This window comes from Propionibacterium sp., from assembly GCF_047719395.1.
In the GTDB taxonomy this organism is placed as follows: Bacteria; Actinomycetota; Actinomycetes; order Propionibacteriales; family Propionibacteriaceae; genus Propionibacterium.
Map to the genome: position 1 here is coordinate 22,181 of NZ_JBDNTB010000023.1, position 15,808 is coordinate 37,988.

A 15,808-nucleotide genomic window follows, 5' to 3' on the forward strand; every position below is an offset into this window, starting at 1 on the left:
CACCGGCCGCGGGCATGCCTGGCGAACGCCGGGCCGGACGTGCGGGCAGGCGATGTTTCGACACACGAGCCCTCAGGCGGTGGGTCGAGGGCCCGATCCGTCGGATGCGATGGCGGAGTGGTTGACCGGCAACTCCTCAGAGTCAGCCATCGCGGGATCTTCCACCGATTCATCGCCGGGCGAGACATCGCCTGATGACACGGAGCGTGGTTCAGCAGGAGCAGCGCCAGACTTGGTCAATCCCCTTCGCCCGAAACTGGGCAGGGTGAGGGATGCCTCGGCCCGCATCATCGCGATACCCACGTCGAACAGTGTTCCTGGGCCGTAACAGATGTAGCGCGGCAACCAGCTCGGCTGATACTTCTGGTTCGAGCGGTACAGGCTGTCGAGCTGGAAGAAGCGCGAGACGAACTGCAGCACTGAATAGGAGATCTTGGTACCCACCGAGGCACCGAGCTGCTCCCCCCGTTCGAAGACATCGCGCAATACGGCGAAATTCAAGGAGATCCGGGCGATCTTGTTCTGTCGGCTCCATTCCACCAGGCCCACCACCATGGACTCGACCACGCCATTCGGCGAGTCCGGTCTGCGGCGCATCAAATCCAGCGAGAGGCCATCGCGGCCCCAGGGAACCATGTAGAGAAGACCCATCAGGGTTCCCTCCACGCGTGCACGCACGAGTACCGAGTCGCCATCGGCCGGATCGCCGAAACGCCCAAGGGCCATCGAGAATCCGCGCTCCACGGGACCGTCGCGCCAGGCATCGGCCTGGACGCGCACTTCCTGGGCCTCCACCGAGGACAGCTCCCGGGCGTGCACGCAGTCGATCTGCACACCATCCCGCCTGGCATGGTTGACCACATTGCGCACCGGCTTCATGCTGCGTCCCTGCAAGGAGAAGCCGGCCACATCGATGACTGCCTCATCCCCCAGATGGAGCACCTCCAGCCCACGGTCGGCGAACATCCTGCCGGCCTCCTCACCGCACGCAAGCACACCGGGCAGCCAGCCGTATCGCCGCGCCTCCGCCAGCCAGGTGTCGATGACATCGGGCCACTGCCCGGGTTCCCCGAGCGGGTCCCCACCAGCGAGGGACACGCCCCCCACCACGCGGTAACTGATGGCCGCGCGGCGTGAAGGGGCAAAGATGACAGAGCGATCCCGCCGGGTGGCGAAGTAGTCCAATGACCCGATCCTCGGGTTCTTCGCGACGATACTGCGCAGCTCGGTCTCCTCATCGGGGCGCAGATCGTGCGGTCCATCCGGGCTGCGCAGCGCGACGACCAGGATCGCGGCGATGGCCGCAGCACCGATCATCAGATTTCCCAGTGCCCAGCGCTCTTCCACCCGCGGAGTGTGAAACTGCACCGGACCGGCGACACCGATCATCCCGAGCGCGGCCTGGACAATCCGATCAGTCACGGTCGTGCCGGGCAATTGGGAATGGTGGTTCAGGGTCATCAGCACCGTGCCGAGAGCCACCCCGGCCAGCGGTGCCCCGATGACAGTCCCCCAGATGGTGCGGCGGTTGAGAGGATCGGGGATCCCGGTGAAATTCTTCCGCCCGCACAGCAGGAGCACCAGCAGGACGAGGGCGATCGTCGCCTCCTCGACATCGAGGCCCTTGACGATGTTGAGCAGGACCGATGCGGAAACCAGAATGACTGCTCCCCACCAAGCCGAGCGCTTGTGATGCAGCAGGCCTCGACTGAGCACCAGGAGCACGACCCCGATGATGGCCGTGGCGATCGACGCCAGGCCTACTGTGGTGGGGCTGAACAAGTTGACGACAAGTCGCAACCGAGACTTCAAGGGTGCGGTGAGCGCACTCAACAGGTCGATGACGCCGATGAGACCGATGAGGAAGGCCAACACGGGGGGGCTGGTCAACCAACCACCGAATCTGCGCACCTGTGCCTCCTCCCCATCTTGATCGTGATTCACCAGCCAGCATAAGAGACGTTGACACGGGCCGCGCAGCCCCTAGGATCCGGCACAACCGCGTGGCGGATCAGTGAGCCGGATGCAGCTTGCTCAGTATGCGCCTCGCAAAGGTCTGGAATTCGGTGATCCGGAACAACTTCACGCCGACCATGAATCCTGTCAGGAACAAGAGCCCACCGACGACCAGCAGCAGGTATTGGCCCATCAGCGCATCGCCCAGCCATCTGTGAACCACCCACTGCACGGCGATGGCGGGCACGGCGCCCACGATCGAGGCCAGGCCCAGGCGAATGTGCAGCCAAGCCACCGAGCCGAGATCCAGGCCGCCCACCTGGTGATAGGCGAAGCCCAGGAAGACAAATGCCAGGACTGAATTGCTCACCAGCATGCCCAGGCAGATCACAAGCACGCCGTAGGCCGGCGGGACGAACAGTGCCCACACGGCGAAACCCACCTGCACCACCGTGGCGAGGCACTGCATCACCAGATTGGCACCGCCCTGCTCCGTGGCGAAGCAGTACTGCTGCTGCAATGTCGCGATGGTGTACGCCATCGTCGACAGGGCCATGACCATGAGCACATTGGCGGTGGCGGCAGCCTCGTAGGGCCTCAGGCCCCAGAAGATGCCTCGCACCAAGGGTCGTGCCAGCACGATGAGCACCATGGACGCCGGAATGATGCCCACGGCTGGCAGGGTCAACCCCTGACGGATGATCTGGCGCATGTCTCCCAGCCCGGTACCCACCGGACCCCTGCGCTGCCAGGCCCTCGCCAGCTGCGGGAAGAGCGCCGTGAGCAGTGAGAACGCGATCAGCGAATAGGGCATCTGGAACAGCATCATGGCGTTCTGGTAGGCGGCGTAACCGGCCACGTACTCCCCCGGGGCAGCCCGGCCCAGCATGCCGGTGGACACCCGCATCACGTACAGGCCGCCTGCCTGCGCGATGCACAGTGCGATGAAGGTGAGGCCCGCGAAGCGCCCGACCTTGGAGAAGCCGTAGCCGCGCAGCCCCCAGCGCGGACGCCACCTGAATCCGCTGCGGTACAGCACCGGGATCAGCACGAGGGTCTGGGCAACGATGCCCAGGGTGGCGCTGCCGGCCAGCACGAGGACCATCTCGTGTGTCCACACCGTCGGATCGGACTGTTGTCCCCACATGTGCAGGAAGACGATTTCACCGCCGATGGCCACCATATTGTTGACCACCGGGGCCCAGCCGAAGGGCCCGAAGGAGCCACGGGCATTCAGCAGATTCCCGAAGATGGCGAAAATTCCGTAGAAGAGCACCTGCGGCATGCACAGATAGGCGAAGGCGATCGCCAGGTGCATGGCAGCACCGTTGAGGTCCGTGATCTGCATGAGCGCGCCCGCGCCCACCGTGGACAGCAGGGCCACGAAGAAGATGAGCGCGAAAGCGATCCCGAGCAGCCGGTCGACGAATTGGCGTCCGCCGTCGGCGCGCTTCATGGCCTTGGTGATCTGGGGCAGCAGCACCGCATTGAGGATGCCGCCGGACAGCAGCACAAGGATGAAGTTCGGCAGCGTGTTGGCCGAGCGGAATGCCTCCGCTGCCAGATCCTGGCCAACCACCTTGGCGAGCAGCATGGCATTGACCATGCCGAGCACCCTGCTGACCAGGGTGCCGCTGGCCATCAGAGCCGAATTACGGCCCAGATTCTTGTGGTCGGAGGCGTCGATCTCGGCGTCCAGCTGACCCTCCTCGGACGCCGGGAACTTCTCGGCCATGGGATCGGGCTGGCCGAGGAAGGGTTCGAATTCCGATTCCGAAGCCGCGCTGGAATCCGATTCGGGCGGCTGCTCGCGCAAGGACCGCTTCGGGCCCTGCCCTGCGACCCGCCGAGGGCGGTAGGTCAACGCCCCGTTCCCGCGTACACGGTGGCCTCACCCTCGGTATCGAGCCCGAAGGCGGTGTGAGCGGCCTGCACCGCCTTGTCCACCATGGTTACCTCGACCACCACCGAAATCCGGATCTCTGAGGTGGAGATCATGTCGATGTTCACCTTGTTGACAGCGAGCGCATCGAAGAACTTGGCGGTCACACCGGGATGAGTGCGCATGCCGACACCCACGACGCTCACCTTGCCGATCTGGTCGTCGTACAGCAGGTCCTCGAAACCAAGCTCACCCTTCGCCGCATTCAGGGCGTCGACCGCCTTCTTGCCGTCGCTCATCGGCAGGGTGAACGAGATGTCGGTGCGGCCGGTGCTGATGGCGGAGATGTTCTGCACGATCATGTCGACATTGATGTCGGAGGCAGCCACGATGTCGAACACCCGCGCCGCCTTGCCGATCTGATCGGGGACGCCGGAGATGGTGATCTTCGCCTCACCGCGATCCGAGGCCACCCCGGTGATCACAGCCTGTTCCATCTGCTTTTGCTTCACCATGTCATTGTGACTCAAAACCCACGTGCCTGGATTGTCGCTGAACGAGCTTCGGACATGCACGGGGATGTTCTCACGCCGCGCGCACTCCACACAGCGCACGTGCAACACCTTGGAGCCGCACGCCGACATCTCCATCATCTCCTCATAGGAGATCTGGGGAATCTGGCGTGCAGAAGGGACAATGCGGGGGTCCGCGGTGAACACGCCGTCGACATCGGTGAAGATCTCGCAGTACTGGGCGCCCAGGACACCGGCCAGCGCCACGGCGGTCGTGTCCGAGGCGCCGCGACCCAGCGTCGTGATGTCCTTGGTGCTCTTGCTGACACCCTGGAAGCCTGCGACGATCGTCACATTGCCCATGCTCAGTGAATTCTCGATGCGCCCCGGGGTGATGTCGATGATCCGGGCGTTGCCATGCCGGCCGGTCGTGATGACGCCCGCCTGGGAACCGGTGTAGCTACGGGCCCTCACACCGAGATCGTTCAGCGCCATCGCCAGCAGCGCGGCGGACTGCCGCTCGCCGGTGGTGAGCAGCATGTCCAGTTCACGGGGCTGCGGCTGGGGGCTCACCTCGAGGGCCAGATCCATCAGATCATCGGTGGTGTCACCCATGGCCGAGATGACGACGACGACATCATTGCCGCCCTGACGGGATCGCGCGATTCTGCGGGCCACCCTTTTGATGGATTCCGCGTCCTGTACCGACGATCCGCCGTACTTCTGGACGATCTTGGCCATGAATTCCCCTCGAGCTGCTGTCTGGACAACTGTACCGGCGGGCCATGCTGTGCCTCGACATGGTTTGGCACCGGTCGCCGAAGCCCCCTCGCCTAGCATGGGTGGGGTGGACATACCGGAAATGCGCATCGGTGATGCCGAGCGGGACGAGGCCGTCTCGCGGCTGCGCGAGCACTACGCCGCGGGGAGGCTGACCGCCGCGGAATTCGAGGACCGGATGAGCACCGCCATGGCCGCGCACACCCGGAGCGAACTCATGCCGCTGTTCACCGATCTGCCCAGCGACCCAGACAGTCGCTTGTTCACTCCCAAACGCGACGAGGTCGGCCCCGGCAGCGCCGTGGAGTCACGCGTAGCGGCGCCGGTCCCTGCGGGCGTGAACCGACCCGCGAGGCGGGGCATGGAGATCGCCGTCGCACTGGCCTGGCCCGCCGCGATCATCGCCATCATGGCGGGCGCCCCTTGGTGGCTGATCCTCATTCCCATCTTCCTGCTGCCCGCCCTGAGGTCGGGGCTCTTCGACAACCCTGAGCAGCGCGAAGCCCGCGACCATCGCCACGAGCTGCGTCGTCAGGAGCGGGAGGACCGCCACGAATTGCGCCGCAACGAGTGGAACGAGCGGCACGGCGACCATCGGGGCCACCACCAGCAATGACACTGGAGGGCAGCGGCCTGCACAATCTGAATTAGGATGCACTCATGACAATCCACTGGGGTATCGCTGGTCCGGGCCGGATCTCCCACACCATCGCATCCGAGCTCAAGAGTGTCCCGGGAGCTGAGATCAGCGCCGTCGGTTCGCGGAGCGAGCACCGGGCACAGGCGTTCGCAGACACATTCGGGATCCCTCGTGCCCACGGCAGCTACCAGGCACTGATTGATGACCCCGACGTCGACATCATCTACCTGGGCACCCCCCATCCCCAGCACTATGCGCTGGCGCTCGCAGCCATCGCCGCAGGCAAGGCAGTGCTCATCGAGAAGTCCCTGACCTGCACCCTTGCCCACACCGCTGAGGTCGCCGAGGCCGCCAGGGCAGCGGGTGTGTTCGCGATGGAGGGCGTCTGGACCCGCTTCATGCCCGCCACCCGGACCGCCCACGAGGTGGTGGACTCCGGAAGGATCGGGCAACTCACCGCCGTCCAGGGCGACCTGTTCGCGCACCGCGACTTTGACCCCAAGGATCGGCTGTTCGCACCCAGCCTGGCCGGTGGCGCAATGCTCGACCTCGGGGTCTACGTGCTGCACTTCGCGCAGGACTTCCTGGGCTCACCTGCAACCGTGGAGTGCACGGGGCATCTGTTCCCCAACGGCACCGACGCCGCGGAATCCCTGCAGCTCGGCTATCACTCAGACCAGTTCGCCCAGTTGAGTTGCGGCCTGAGCACATATGGACCCGGACGTATGATCATCTGCGGCACCGAGGGCTACATCGAGGTCGGCCCCCGCTTCCATCATCCCCGGCAAGTCATCGTGCACCATGGCACGGACGAGCCGGAGATCATCGACCGACCTTACGAGGGACAGGGATACCGCGTCGAGCTGAAGGCGGTCACCGAGGCACTCGAAGAGGGCCTGACCGAGCATCCGCTGCTGCCGCTCGACGACTCGATCGCTGTGTCCGATGCCATGACGAAAGGCCTCGCCCAGCTCGGCTACCAGCCTGAGGACGACACGAGCTTCTGAGCATCGGCGTTCCGCGCGACCCCAGATGTCCGCCTTCCGCGGAGGCCTTGAGCCGAACACGGACCGCACATGTGGTCTTCACAGCTGGGTGCCGACGGAATCGGCGCGAGCCGCCCAGGCTCAGGCCTTGGCCAACTGCACGGCCAGGGCGCCCTCCTCGTCGGTGCGCCAGCCTTCGCCGGGCTCCCCGGCGTGCTGCATGGAGATGGCCAGCACCTCCGAGGCGATGAACTCGGCGTGACCCTCGATGGCTTCGGCGAGATCCTCGTCACTCGTGGCCCACGACAGGGAGATCCGGTCGGAAACATCCAGCCCGGCCGCCTTGCGCGACTCCTGGACGAAGCGGATCACCTCGCGGGCACGCCCGGCGCTGATCAATTCAGGGGTCAAGGTGAGGTCCAGCGCGATGGTGTCGCCCTGGACATCGGCCACCGACCAGCCCTCGCGTGGACGCTCGGTAATGAACACGTCGTCGGCGCTCAACTCGACCACGCCCACTCCGGGCACCTCCAGCGAGGTCGTGCCCTTCGTCAAGGCGGCAGCCAACTCCGCAGCATCGGCCGAGGCGATGGCCTTGGCCACCACAGGGGTCTGCTTGGCGTAGCGCTTGCCCAGCGCGCGGAAGTTCGCCTTGGCGGAGTATTCGACCACATCACCGGCCGAGCGGAACGAATCGAGCCGTTCCACATTGAGTTCCGAGGTGATCTCGGCGACCAGCGCATCGCTCAGCTGGGCGTGGGCGGCTGAACTCACCAGTGCCCGTGACAGTGGTTGGCGGGTCTTCACCTTGGCCTCGGCGCGCGCCGCACGGCCCACCTCCACCAGTCGGCGGGCCACCTCCATCGACTCGTCGAGCTGGGTGTCGATCAGCGAGACATCGGCCTTCGGCCAGCTGGTCATGTGCACCGATTCGGGCGCACCGGGCACGGTCGGGCGGAAGAGGTCCTGCCAGACCTTCTCGGTGATGAAGGGTGCCAGCGGACACATCAGCTTGGTGAGGATCTCCAGAGTTTCGTGCAGGGTCCACAACGCGCTGGGATCGCCGTCCCAGAAGCGACGGCGTGAACGACGGACATACCAATTGGACAGCTCATCGACGAAACCGCTGATCAGCGTGCCGTAGTGCTGGGAGTCGAAGGCCTCCAAGGCGGAGGTGACATCCACGACGAGTTGCTGTGTGGCCGAGGCGAGCCAGCGGTCCAGCACGTGGCGCTCGCTGGCTGCCGGGGCCTGGCCGACCGGCACCCAGTCATTGGCACGGGCGTACAGGCTGTGGAAGGCAACGGTGTTCCAGTAGGTGAGCATCACCTTGCGCACCACCTCCTGCAGGGTGGTGTCGCCCACCCGCCGGGCTGACCAGGGTGATCCCGAGGAGGCCATGAACCAGCGCACCGCGTCAGCACCGTGAGTGTCCATCAGCGGGATGGGCAGCAAAATGTTGCCCAAGTGCTTGCTCATCTTGCGGCCATCCTCGGCCAGGATGTGACCCAGGCACAGCACGTTCTTGTAGCTCGACTCACCGAAGACCAGCGTGGGCACGGTCATCATCGTGTAGAACCAGCCGCGGGTCTGGTCGATGGCCTCGCAGATGAAGTCGGCCGGGAAGTGCTGCTCGAACTTCTGCTTGGAGCCCTCCACCCAGGGGTATCCCCATTGCGCGAAGGACATCGAGCCGGAGTCGAACCAGGCGTCGATCACCTCGGGCACGCGCCGGTAGGTGCCGCTCTGCCCGGGCAACGTGAAGGTGACCTCGTCGACGAAGGGCCTGTGCGGGTCCATCGTGGCCAGTTCGGGGCGACCGGCCAGCTCGGCCAGCTCGGCGCGTGAGCCGACGCAGTACAGCTTCGAGGGGTCTTCGTCGTTGCGCCACACGGGCAGCGGCGTGCCCCAGTAGCGGGTGCGCGACAACGCCCAGTCGATGTTGTTGCGCAGCCAGTCGCCGTAGCGGCCCCATTTGATGTTGTCGGGATACCAGGTGGTCGCCTCGTTCTGGGCGAGCAGCTGCTCCTTGCGCTGGGTGGTGCGGATGTACCAGGAGGGCTGCGCGTAGTAGATCAGCGGGGTGCCGCAGCGCCAGCAGTGCGGATAGGAGTGCGTGTGGTCAACCTGCCGGAAGAGGATGCCGCGATCCTTGAGATCGGTGAGGATCGACTTGTCAGCGTCCTTGAAGAACAGGCCTCCGACAAGGGGAAGCTCTGCCTCGAAAGTTCCGTCCTTGCGCACCGGGTTGACCACCGGAAGGCCGTTGGCGCGGCAGACCAGCATGTCGTCGGCGCCGAAGGCCGGGGCCTGGTGCACCAGGCCGGTGCCGTCCTCGGTCGTGACGTAGTCGGCGAGCACCACGAAGTTGGCGCGCTTGTCGAAGGGCACGAAGTCGTAGGGACGCCGATAGTCCCAGCCGGCCAGTTCGGCACCCGGCTTCGTGTCCAGGATCGTCCAGGTCCTGGCCTCGTCGTCGGTCTCGGGGCCCAGCACTGTCTCGAACAGCGGCTCAGCCACCACCACAGTGCGTTCACCATCCGTAGCCAGCACATAGTTCACTTCGGGGTGCACCGCGACGGCGGTATTGGAGATCAGCGTCCACGGCGTGGTGGTCCACACCAGCAGCTCGGCGCCGCGTTCGGCCCACGGCCCCGATGTGAGCGGGAAGGTGACGTAGATGGAGGGGTCTGTGACCTCCTTGTAGCCCTGCGACACCTCGTGATCGGACAGCGCGGTCTCGTCGTGGGGGCAGTAGGGGGTGACGCGGAAGTCCTGCACCAGCAGGCCCTCGTCGAAGATCTTCTTCAACGCCCACCACTCGGAGTCGACGTACTCGGGCGCCATTGTCCAGTAGGCGTCGTCCATGTTCACCCAGTAGCCCATCCGACGGGTGAGCTCGGCGAATTCGTCGACGTGCTCACTGACCGACTCCCGGCACTTCACGTTGAAGTCGGCGATGCCGTATTCCTCGATCTGGCTCTTGTGGTCGAAGCCGAGCTCCTGTTCAACGGCCAGTTCGACGGGCAGGCCGTGGCAGTCCCAACCGGCCTTGCGATCCACCCGATAACCCTGCATCGTCTTGAAGCGCGGGAACAGGTCCTTGAAAACCCGGGCTTCGATGTGATGGGTACCAGGCTGGCCATTCGCGGTGGGCGGGCCCTCGAAGAAGTTCCAGCGCGGCCCTTCAGCGGTGGCATGCCAGGACTTCTGGAAAGTGTTGTTGGCATCCCAGAAGGCGATGATCTCGTGGTCCATCGCCGGCAGGTCGAGCTTCGCCGGCACCGCTTTGTAGCCGGCAGAACCGCGGGTGGGCTGCAGCGCGTCAGAATGGTCCGCAGTGGTGGTCATGCTTCCTCTTCGTCGTCCAGGTCTGTGACATGGTTCACGAAGGGACGATTCATCCAGGCGAATCGCCCGGACGGCCCGCGGTACCACCCTTCTTGGAGCGCCCTTGGGCGCTCCCCCTCGCATCAGGCCACTGCCAGTTCTAGTGAGCCGGGTTTCCCCGACCGTTCTTCTGGCGGCTCCGGAGTGATGGCTCCCTCATCGCCGTGTGACCCCGATCATTGTAGGCGGCTGTGATGACTGCCGGACAGCACCCTGGGAGGACCCGACCGGTATCGATTCCCCACATGCGTCCACCGAATGCACCACGGTATCCGGGGGCAGTGGCATCCAGGTGGGGGCCGCCGCGCCCTCGTATCCGACCCAGACATCTGTCCAACCCCGAAAATCCCCGGAAAAATGTGATGATACGGTCATGACAACGTTGTCAGATCGTGTCAGAATCTCATGACACAACACAGCGGCACTGCAGCCGCAAAATTCCGACAGGAGAAGCCAAAGATGGTTGCCCTCATCATTGCGGCTCACGGCGCCATGGCGCCCCAGCTGCTCGCCTCGGCTGAAATGATCGCCGGACCGGCGAAGGACGCCGAGGCCGTCACATTCACTGCGTCCGAAGGCCCCGACGATTTGCTCGCCAAGTACGAGGCGGCCTACCAGAAGCTGGGTCCGGATGTGCTGTTCCTCGTAGATCTTTTCGGTGGCAGCCCCTTCAATGCCGCCGCACGTTTCGCCGGGACCCATCCCGGCACCGACGTCGTCACCGGGGTCAATCTTCCGATGCTGATCGACGCCATCACAGCACGCCGCAAGCACAACACCGTTGCGGCTCTCGTCGAGCGCGCCTGCAAGACCGGCACAACAGGCATCCGCACTTTCGGACAGCTCAACGTGGAGACCACTTCCGCATCCAGTGCCGACGAAGGAGACGAACTCTGATGAAGATCAAACTACTGAGGATCGATTCGCGACTGATCCACGGGCAGATTGCCAACAACTGGGTGAACACCGTCGGAGTGCAGACCATGATCGCAGCCTCCGATGCCGCCGCTGCGGACAATCTGCGCAAGACACTTCTGCTCCAAGTGGGTCGCGAGCCGATCAAGACCTTCGTGCTGTCCATCGACAAGATGGTCCGGGTCTACAACAACCCCAAGTACGCCGATCTGGACACCCTCGTGGTCGTGGAGACGCCCCAGGACGTCATTCGGCTCATCGATGCCGGGATTCCCGTCACCAAGGTCAACGTGGGCGGAATCACCTACAGCTCCGGGATGACCAGGGTCACCGAGTCCGTCTCCGTCGGGCCGGCCGAGATCGAAGCCTTCAAGGATCTCGCCGCCCGCGGTATCGAACTGGAGGTGCAGCAGGTGCCCGCCAGTTCCCGCTCCGACATGATCGAGCGACTCCGCTCGAAGAATCTTCTCTGACAGAAAGGTCGAGAAACCATGAACCCCCTGCAAATGGTGCTCGTCATCCTGGTGGCCCTGGTGGTCGGCATGGCGAGTGTCCTTGACGAGCGGCAATTCCATCGCCCGCTGGTGGCCTGCACGCTGATGGGCCTCGTGCTGGGCAATCTACCCGTCGGCATCGCCCTCGGCGGATCCCTCGAACTCATCGCCTTGGGCTGGATGAACGTCGGTGCCGCCATGGCTCCCGATGCCGCCCTGGCCTCGACACTGGCGTCGGTGGTTGTCATCACCGGTCACCAAAGCATCGCAACCGGCATCGCCATCGCGGTGCCCATCGCAGCCGCTGGCCAAGTGCTCACCATCTTCGTGAGAACGATAGCGGTCTTCTTCCAACATCAGGCCGACAGTTTCGCCGAACAAGCGAACTTCCGAGGCGTCGACGTGATGCATTTCAGCGCACTCGCCCTCCAGGGCCTGCGTGTCGCCATCCCGACCGCCGCCGTGGCAGCGGTGTCCGGCACAGATATCGTGCAGAAGGCGTTGGCGGCCATCCCGCACGTGGTGACCGGGGGCCTCCAGGTGGCCGGTGGTTTCATCGTGGTCGTCGGCTACGCGATGGTCATCAACATGATGCGCGCGAAGTCGCTCATGCCCTTCTTCTTCCTGGGCTTCGTCATCGCTGCGTTCTCCAGTTACAACCTGGTCGGGCTGGGCATCATGGGCGCTGCGTTCGCGATCATCTACGTGCAGCTGAATCCGATTTACCACGACCAGATCAAGCTGCCTGACGCATCCCCTCAAATGGCCACGGCAGGTGGCGGGTCTGTCTCCAGCGACGACCTCGACGACGAACTGGACTGAGGAACAACAATGACTACAGATACGCTCCCCCCCGATACCACCAGCTCTGCTGCACCGGCTTCGCCCCAGGGTGGGTTGACCAAGCGGGATTTCTTGACCACTTACATCCGCTCGACCTTCCTGCTCGGCTCCTTCAACTTCGAGCGGTTCCAGGCGATCGGTGTCGCGGTGGCACTCGCCCCGACGATCAAGCGGTTCTACCACCGCAAGGATGACCAGGCAGAGGCCATCAAGCGGCACCTGGAATTCTTCAATACCCAACCCTGGATCGCTTCTCCGATCTTCGGCGTCGTCGCTGCCATGGAGGAACAACGCGCCAAGGGCGAGCAGATCCAGGACTCCGACATCACGAATGTGAAGATCGGCTTGATGGGCCCGCTCGCCGGTGTCGGTGATCCCATCTTCTGGGGCACGGCTCGTCCGGTGCTCGCCGCTCTGGGTGCCTCGCTGGCTCTCAACGGTTCCATTCTCGGGCCGTTGCTGTTCTTCGTGGGCATCAACATCATCCGCATGGCGGTCCGGTGGTACGGCTTCAAGTTCGGTTACGAACGCGGCACGTCCATCGTGAGTGATCTGGGCGGTGGCCAGTTGAAGAAGCTCACCGCGACGGCGAGTGTCCTAGGACTTTTCGTCATGGGTGCTCTGGTGTCGAAATGGACCTCGATCAAGTTCCCACTCGTCATCTCGTCCTATGTCAAAACCGATGGCACGAAGGTCACCACGACTCTGCAGAGTGTTCTGGATGAGCTGCTTCCGGGCATGGTCGCCCTGCTGCTGACCTTCTTCTGCATGTGGTTGCTGCGTAAGAAGATCAACCCGATCTGGATCATTTTCGGGATGTTCGCGGTGGGCATCCTGGGCTACTGGTCTGGAGTGCTCGGACTCTGACCACGGTTGGGGGGTGGGTGGCGCCCGTCGCTCACCCCCAACCCTTTTTCCTACACTGTGCACCGGGAGGACAGGACATGATGGATTCGCTGCTGGCTACCGATCTGGACGGCACTGTCATCTTCGCCTCAGGTGTCTCACAGCGGGACGAGGAAGCTCTGAGGAACTGGTGCCGCGCCGGCAACACCCTCGTGTTGGACACTGGCAAGTCCCTCGACGCGGTGCGACATGTCTGGCATGAAAAGGGCCTGCCGAGACCGGACTACATCATCGCCTTCACCGGTGCCGTCATCGCTGACGGTGACCTGGACCCGCTGATCAGCCAACAACACGAACCGGGCACCCTGGCCACGGTCGCGAAGCTCCTGGAGGGCGAAAGGGTGGCCCTCTACGCCTCCGACATGGAGCGGGACTACCAGGTGTTCAATCGTGTCGGCACGACCTCCACGATCCTTCCCCGATTTCAGCCGGCAGAGGTCCCCTGGCTGGAACACCGCCCGCTGTTCGGCATCCCGGTCTTCGTCCCGCGACCAGACGATCAGCAACGCATCAGGAAGGCGCTGGAAGATGCCCTGGGTGACGCCGTCTCAGTGCACCGCAACCAGGACTTCCTCGACATCGTGCCCGCCGGCGCCACCAAGGGCGCCGCGCTGCGGCACCTACTCGACGAACTCGTCACGGACCACGGACCAGTCATCACGCTGGGCGACTCGTGGAACGACATCACCATGCACGAACAAGCAGATCTCTCGGTGACCTTCACAAAGTCGCCACCCGAGCTTGTCGCCCAGTGCGATAAGGCGGTCGACAGCGCCGCCGATCTCATCGACGAACTACTTCAGGAGTACTCATGTTCTCGTTCGAATCGATAACCAACAAGCCCCGTCGCAGCGCTGCGGAGCGACGCGCCGATGCGGCTGCATGGATGCGCGGTGACCACGGACCCTCCGGGTACACCTACGGAGTGAGCAAGCTGGTCACCGGGCTCATGGTGGTCGGAGGCCTTCTCTACATGCCCACCGGTGGATGGGGACTGATCATCTGCCTCGTCGTGGCCATCATGGCACTCATCGGCAGGCGGATGCTGGAGCACCAGGCCATCGGCGACTTCTCCGACATGCACGAAGCCAGGGAACAGTTCACCCGCACCGGCAATCGTGAATACCTCGCGTTCATCATCGCCCGCGGCGAGCAGATGCTCTCCGACAACAAGGCTCTGCGGCCGGCCAGTAAAGCCGAAATCTCGGAACTGCTGACATGGGCCCACGCGAAGACGAACTGATTGCCATGTCCGGCGACGATGAGTTCCTCGACGCACCGGACGACAGTCCGGTCGACGGGTCGGTCAGCGACGACAATGACGAGCTAGTCTCCGAGATGGATGCCGGTCTCGGCGCTGACGGGAACGACCCATGCCCCCATGGCAGGTCTCCTCAGATTTCGACTGCTGCGGCACACGGCCGGTCGACCATGCGCGATGTCGCCCAGCTCGCCGGCGTGAGCATCAAATCTGTGTCCCGGGTGGTCAATGGGGACCCGAATGTGTCGTCGACGATGCGACACCGTGTGCAGCGGACCATCAGACAGCTCGATTTCGTTCCTGATGCCTCCGCGGCTGCCCTGCGCCGCTCAGACCATCGAACCCGGATTCTCGGGATTCTGCTCCAAGATCTGGGCAATGACTATTCGGCACGGTTGTTCCATCAATTGGAGAAGTCTGCCTGGTTGAGCAGCTATGCACTGTTCACCGCAAGCCTCGAGGAGCAATCGGAAAAGGAACGGCGGATCATCCAAGATCTCCTGGAACGCCGTGTCGATGGCCTGATCCTGATTCCCACGTGCTCTCGCCAGGATTATTTGCAGACCAGAGTGGACGCCGGATTGGCCCTGGTCTGCGTGGACCGCCGCCCGAGCGGCCTGATGGTCGACTCCGTGACCACCGACAACTGGCTCGGTGCCAAAATGGCGACCGAGCACCTCATCAATCAAGGTCACCGCAAGATCGCCTTCCTCGGCGACTACACGGCGATCGAGTCCAGCAACGACCGATTCAATGGCTATCTGGATGCTCTGCGAAGTGCCGGTGTCCCCGCGGACCCGCGGCTGCTGTGCACCGGCATCCGTTCCATAGCAGAAGGCAGGCAGGCCCTGGATTCCCTGCTCGACGCAGGAACCACCGTGACGGCCGTCATGACGGGACGCAATGACCTCACAGTGGGTGCTGTGAGTTGCCTGCAGAGCCGGGGGCTGAACACCTCGATCGCGCTGGTCGGTTTCGACGACGTACCCATGGCCCAGTTCGTCCAGCCACCGGTGACAGTTGTCGAGCAGGCCATCGAGACAATCGCTGAAAAGACTGCTCGACGAATCGTCGCACGCGTGGACGGTGACATCTCCCCCATCCACGACATCGTTGTGCCGCCGAGATTGGTCATTCGAGGATCCGGGGAGATCCCACCGCAGGACTGAGGTATACGCACGCAGTGCGACCTGGGTTCAGCCGCAGCCTGTTCCGCTTCCGGAGCAGGTGGTCGTGCAGTCGC

The 15,808-nt window shown here is 64.0% G+C and carries 12 protein-coding genes and 2 pseudogenes; 9 read left to right on the forward strand and 5 right to left on the reverse strand.

The annotated features are described in order from the left end of the window. Positions 1-72 precede the first annotated feature (72 nt). The 3 genes from ABF648_RS05745 to ABF648_RS05755 all read right to left on the reverse strand — a co-directional run bounded on the left by ABF648_RS05745 (position 73) and on the right by ABF648_RS05755 (position 5,091). Positions 73-1,911: a phosphatidylglycerol lysyltransferase domain-containing protein gene (locus ABF648_RS05745; protein WP_415631337.1), complete on the reverse strand. Its 1,839-nt coding sequence runs from the start codon at positions 1,909-1,911 to the stop codon at positions 73-75. Between the two features lie 100 nt (positions 1,912-2,011). Beyond that, positions 2,012-3,691 (reverse strand): murein biosynthesis integral membrane protein MurJ, encoded by a 1,680-nt coding sequence (gene murJ, locus ABF648_RS05750; protein ID WP_415631338.1) that lies wholly within the window; start codon positions 3,689-3,691, stop codon positions 2,012-2,014. A gap of 125 nt (positions 3,692-3,816) precedes the next feature. Continuing rightward, positions 3,817-5,091, reverse strand: coding sequence for an aspartate kinase (locus ABF648_RS05755; RefSeq protein WP_415631339.1), 1,275 nt, complete (start codon positions 5,089-5,091; stop codon positions 3,817-3,819). 106 nt (positions 5,092-5,197) lie between these two features. Between ABF648_RS05755 and ABF648_RS05760 the strand changes: the two genes are divergently transcribed. Together ABF648_RS05760 and ABF648_RS05765 are read left to right on the forward strand one after the other, a co-directional pair. Then, a complete protein-coding gene (locus ABF648_RS05760) occupies positions 5,198-5,746 on the forward strand; it encodes a DUF1707 SHOCT-like domain-containing protein (RefSeq protein ID WP_415631340.1) in 549 nt (182 codons plus the stop codon). A 44-nt stretch (positions 5,747-5,790) separates the two neighbouring features. After that, positions 5,791-6,594, forward strand: a pseudogene (locus ABF648_RS05765) (Gfo/Idh/MocA family protein); the annotation flags it as partial. Positions 6,595-6,654: 60 nt separating this feature from the next. Here ABF648_RS05765 and ABF648_RS05770 read toward each other — a convergent pair. Both ABF648_RS05770 and ileS read right to left on the reverse strand, forming a co-directional pair. After that, a pseudogene (locus tag ABF648_RS05770) lies at positions 6,655-6,846 on the reverse strand (hypothetical protein); the annotation flags it as partial. Between the two features lie 51 nt (positions 6,847-6,897). Further along, a complete protein-coding gene (ileS, locus tag ABF648_RS05775; RefSeq protein ID WP_415631341.1) occupies positions 6,898-10,107 on the reverse strand; it encodes an isoleucine--tRNA ligase in 3,210 nt (1,069 codons plus the stop codon). Positions 10,108-10,551: 444 nt separating this feature from the next. Here ileS and ABF648_RS05780 point away from each other — a divergent pair, with 444 nt between their 5' ends. From ABF648_RS05780 to ABF648_RS05810, 7 genes are all read left to right on the forward strand, one after another. Next, positions 10,552-11,043: a PTS sugar transporter subunit IIA gene (locus ABF648_RS05780; protein ID WP_415631342.1), complete on the forward strand. Its 492-nt coding sequence runs from the start codon at positions 10,552-10,554 to the stop codon at positions 11,041-11,043. After that, positions 11,043-11,534, forward strand: a complete 492-nt coding sequence (locus ABF648_RS05785) for a PTS system mannose/fructose/N-acetylgalactosamine-transporter subunit IIB (RefSeq protein ID WP_415631343.1) — start codon at positions 11,043-11,045, stop codon at positions 11,532-11,534. Before ABF648_RS05780 ends, ABF648_RS05785 begins: the two co-directional genes overlap by 1 nt. Positions 11,535-11,552: 18 nt before the next feature. Continuing rightward, positions 11,553-12,377 (forward strand): PTS mannose/fructose/sorbose transporter subunit IIC, encoded by an 825-nt coding sequence (locus ABF648_RS05790; RefSeq protein WP_415631344.1) that lies wholly within the window; start codon positions 11,553-11,555, stop codon positions 12,375-12,377. A 9-nt stretch (positions 12,378-12,386) separates the two neighbouring features. Beyond that, the gene (locus tag ABF648_RS05795) at positions 12,387-13,265 is read left to right on the forward strand and encodes a PTS system mannose/fructose/sorbose family transporter subunit IID (protein WP_415631345.1); all 879 of its coding nucleotides are present in this window, start codon (positions 12,387-12,389) and stop codon (positions 13,263-13,265) included. A 77-nt stretch (positions 13,266-13,342) separates the two neighbouring features. After that, positions 13,343-14,137, forward strand: a complete 795-nt coding sequence (locus tag ABF648_RS05800; RefSeq protein ID WP_415631346.1) for an HAD-IIB family hydrolase — start codon at positions 13,343-13,345, stop codon at positions 14,135-14,137. Then, entirely contained in the window at positions 14,116-14,547 is a 432-nt protein-coding gene (locus ABF648_RS05805; RefSeq protein WP_415631347.1) for a hypothetical protein, read from the forward strand. The genes ABF648_RS05800 and ABF648_RS05805 overlap by 22 nt, the downstream gene beginning before the upstream one ends. Beyond that, complete coding sequence (locus ABF648_RS05810) at positions 14,523-15,734, forward strand: LacI family DNA-binding transcriptional regulator (protein WP_415631348.1); 1,212 nt, start codon at positions 14,523-14,525, stop codon at positions 15,732-15,734. The genes ABF648_RS05805 and ABF648_RS05810 overlap by 25 nt, the downstream gene beginning before the upstream one ends. The last annotated feature ends 74 nt before the right edge of the window (positions 15,735-15,808 follow it).

Excerpts from the sequence above, each read along its gene's own strand:
- murJ (WP_415631338.1), bottom strand. The coding sequence starts at position 3,691 with ATGGCCGAGAAGTTCCCGGCGTCCGAGGAGGGTCAGCTGGACGCCGAG.
- ABF648_RS05755 (WP_415631339.1), bottom strand. The coding sequence starts at position 5,091 with ATGGCCAAGATCGTCCAGAAGTACGGCGGATCGTCGGTACAGGACGCG.
- ileS (WP_415631341.1), bottom strand. The coding sequence starts at position 10,107 with ATGACCACCACTGCGGACCATTCTGACGCGCTGCAGCCCACCCGCGGT.
- ABF648_RS05780 (WP_415631342.1), top strand. The coding sequence starts at position 10,552 with ATGACACAACACAGCGGCACTGCAGCCGCAAAATTCCGACAGGAGAAG.
- ABF648_RS05785 (WP_415631343.1), top strand. The coding sequence starts at position 11,043 with ATGAAGATCAAACTACTGAGGATCGATTCGCGACTGATCCACGGGCAG.
- ABF648_RS05790 (WP_415631344.1), top strand. The coding sequence starts at position 11,553 with ATGAACCCCCTGCAAATGGTGCTCGTCATCCTGGTGGCCCTGGTGGTC.
- ABF648_RS05795 (WP_415631345.1), top strand. The coding sequence starts at position 12,387 with ATGACTACAGATACGCTCCCCCCCGATACCACCAGCTCTGCTGCACCG.
- ABF648_RS05800 (WP_415631346.1), top strand. The coding sequence starts at position 13,343 with ATGATGGATTCGCTGCTGGCTACCGATCTGGACGGCACTGTCATCTTC.
- ABF648_RS05805 (WP_415631347.1), top strand. The coding sequence starts at position 14,116 with ATGTTCTCGTTCGAATCGATAACCAACAAGCCCCGTCGCAGCGCTGCG.
- ABF648_RS05810 (WP_415631348.1), top strand. The coding sequence starts at position 14,523 with ATGGGCCCACGCGAAGACGAACTGATTGCCATGTCCGGCGACGATGAG.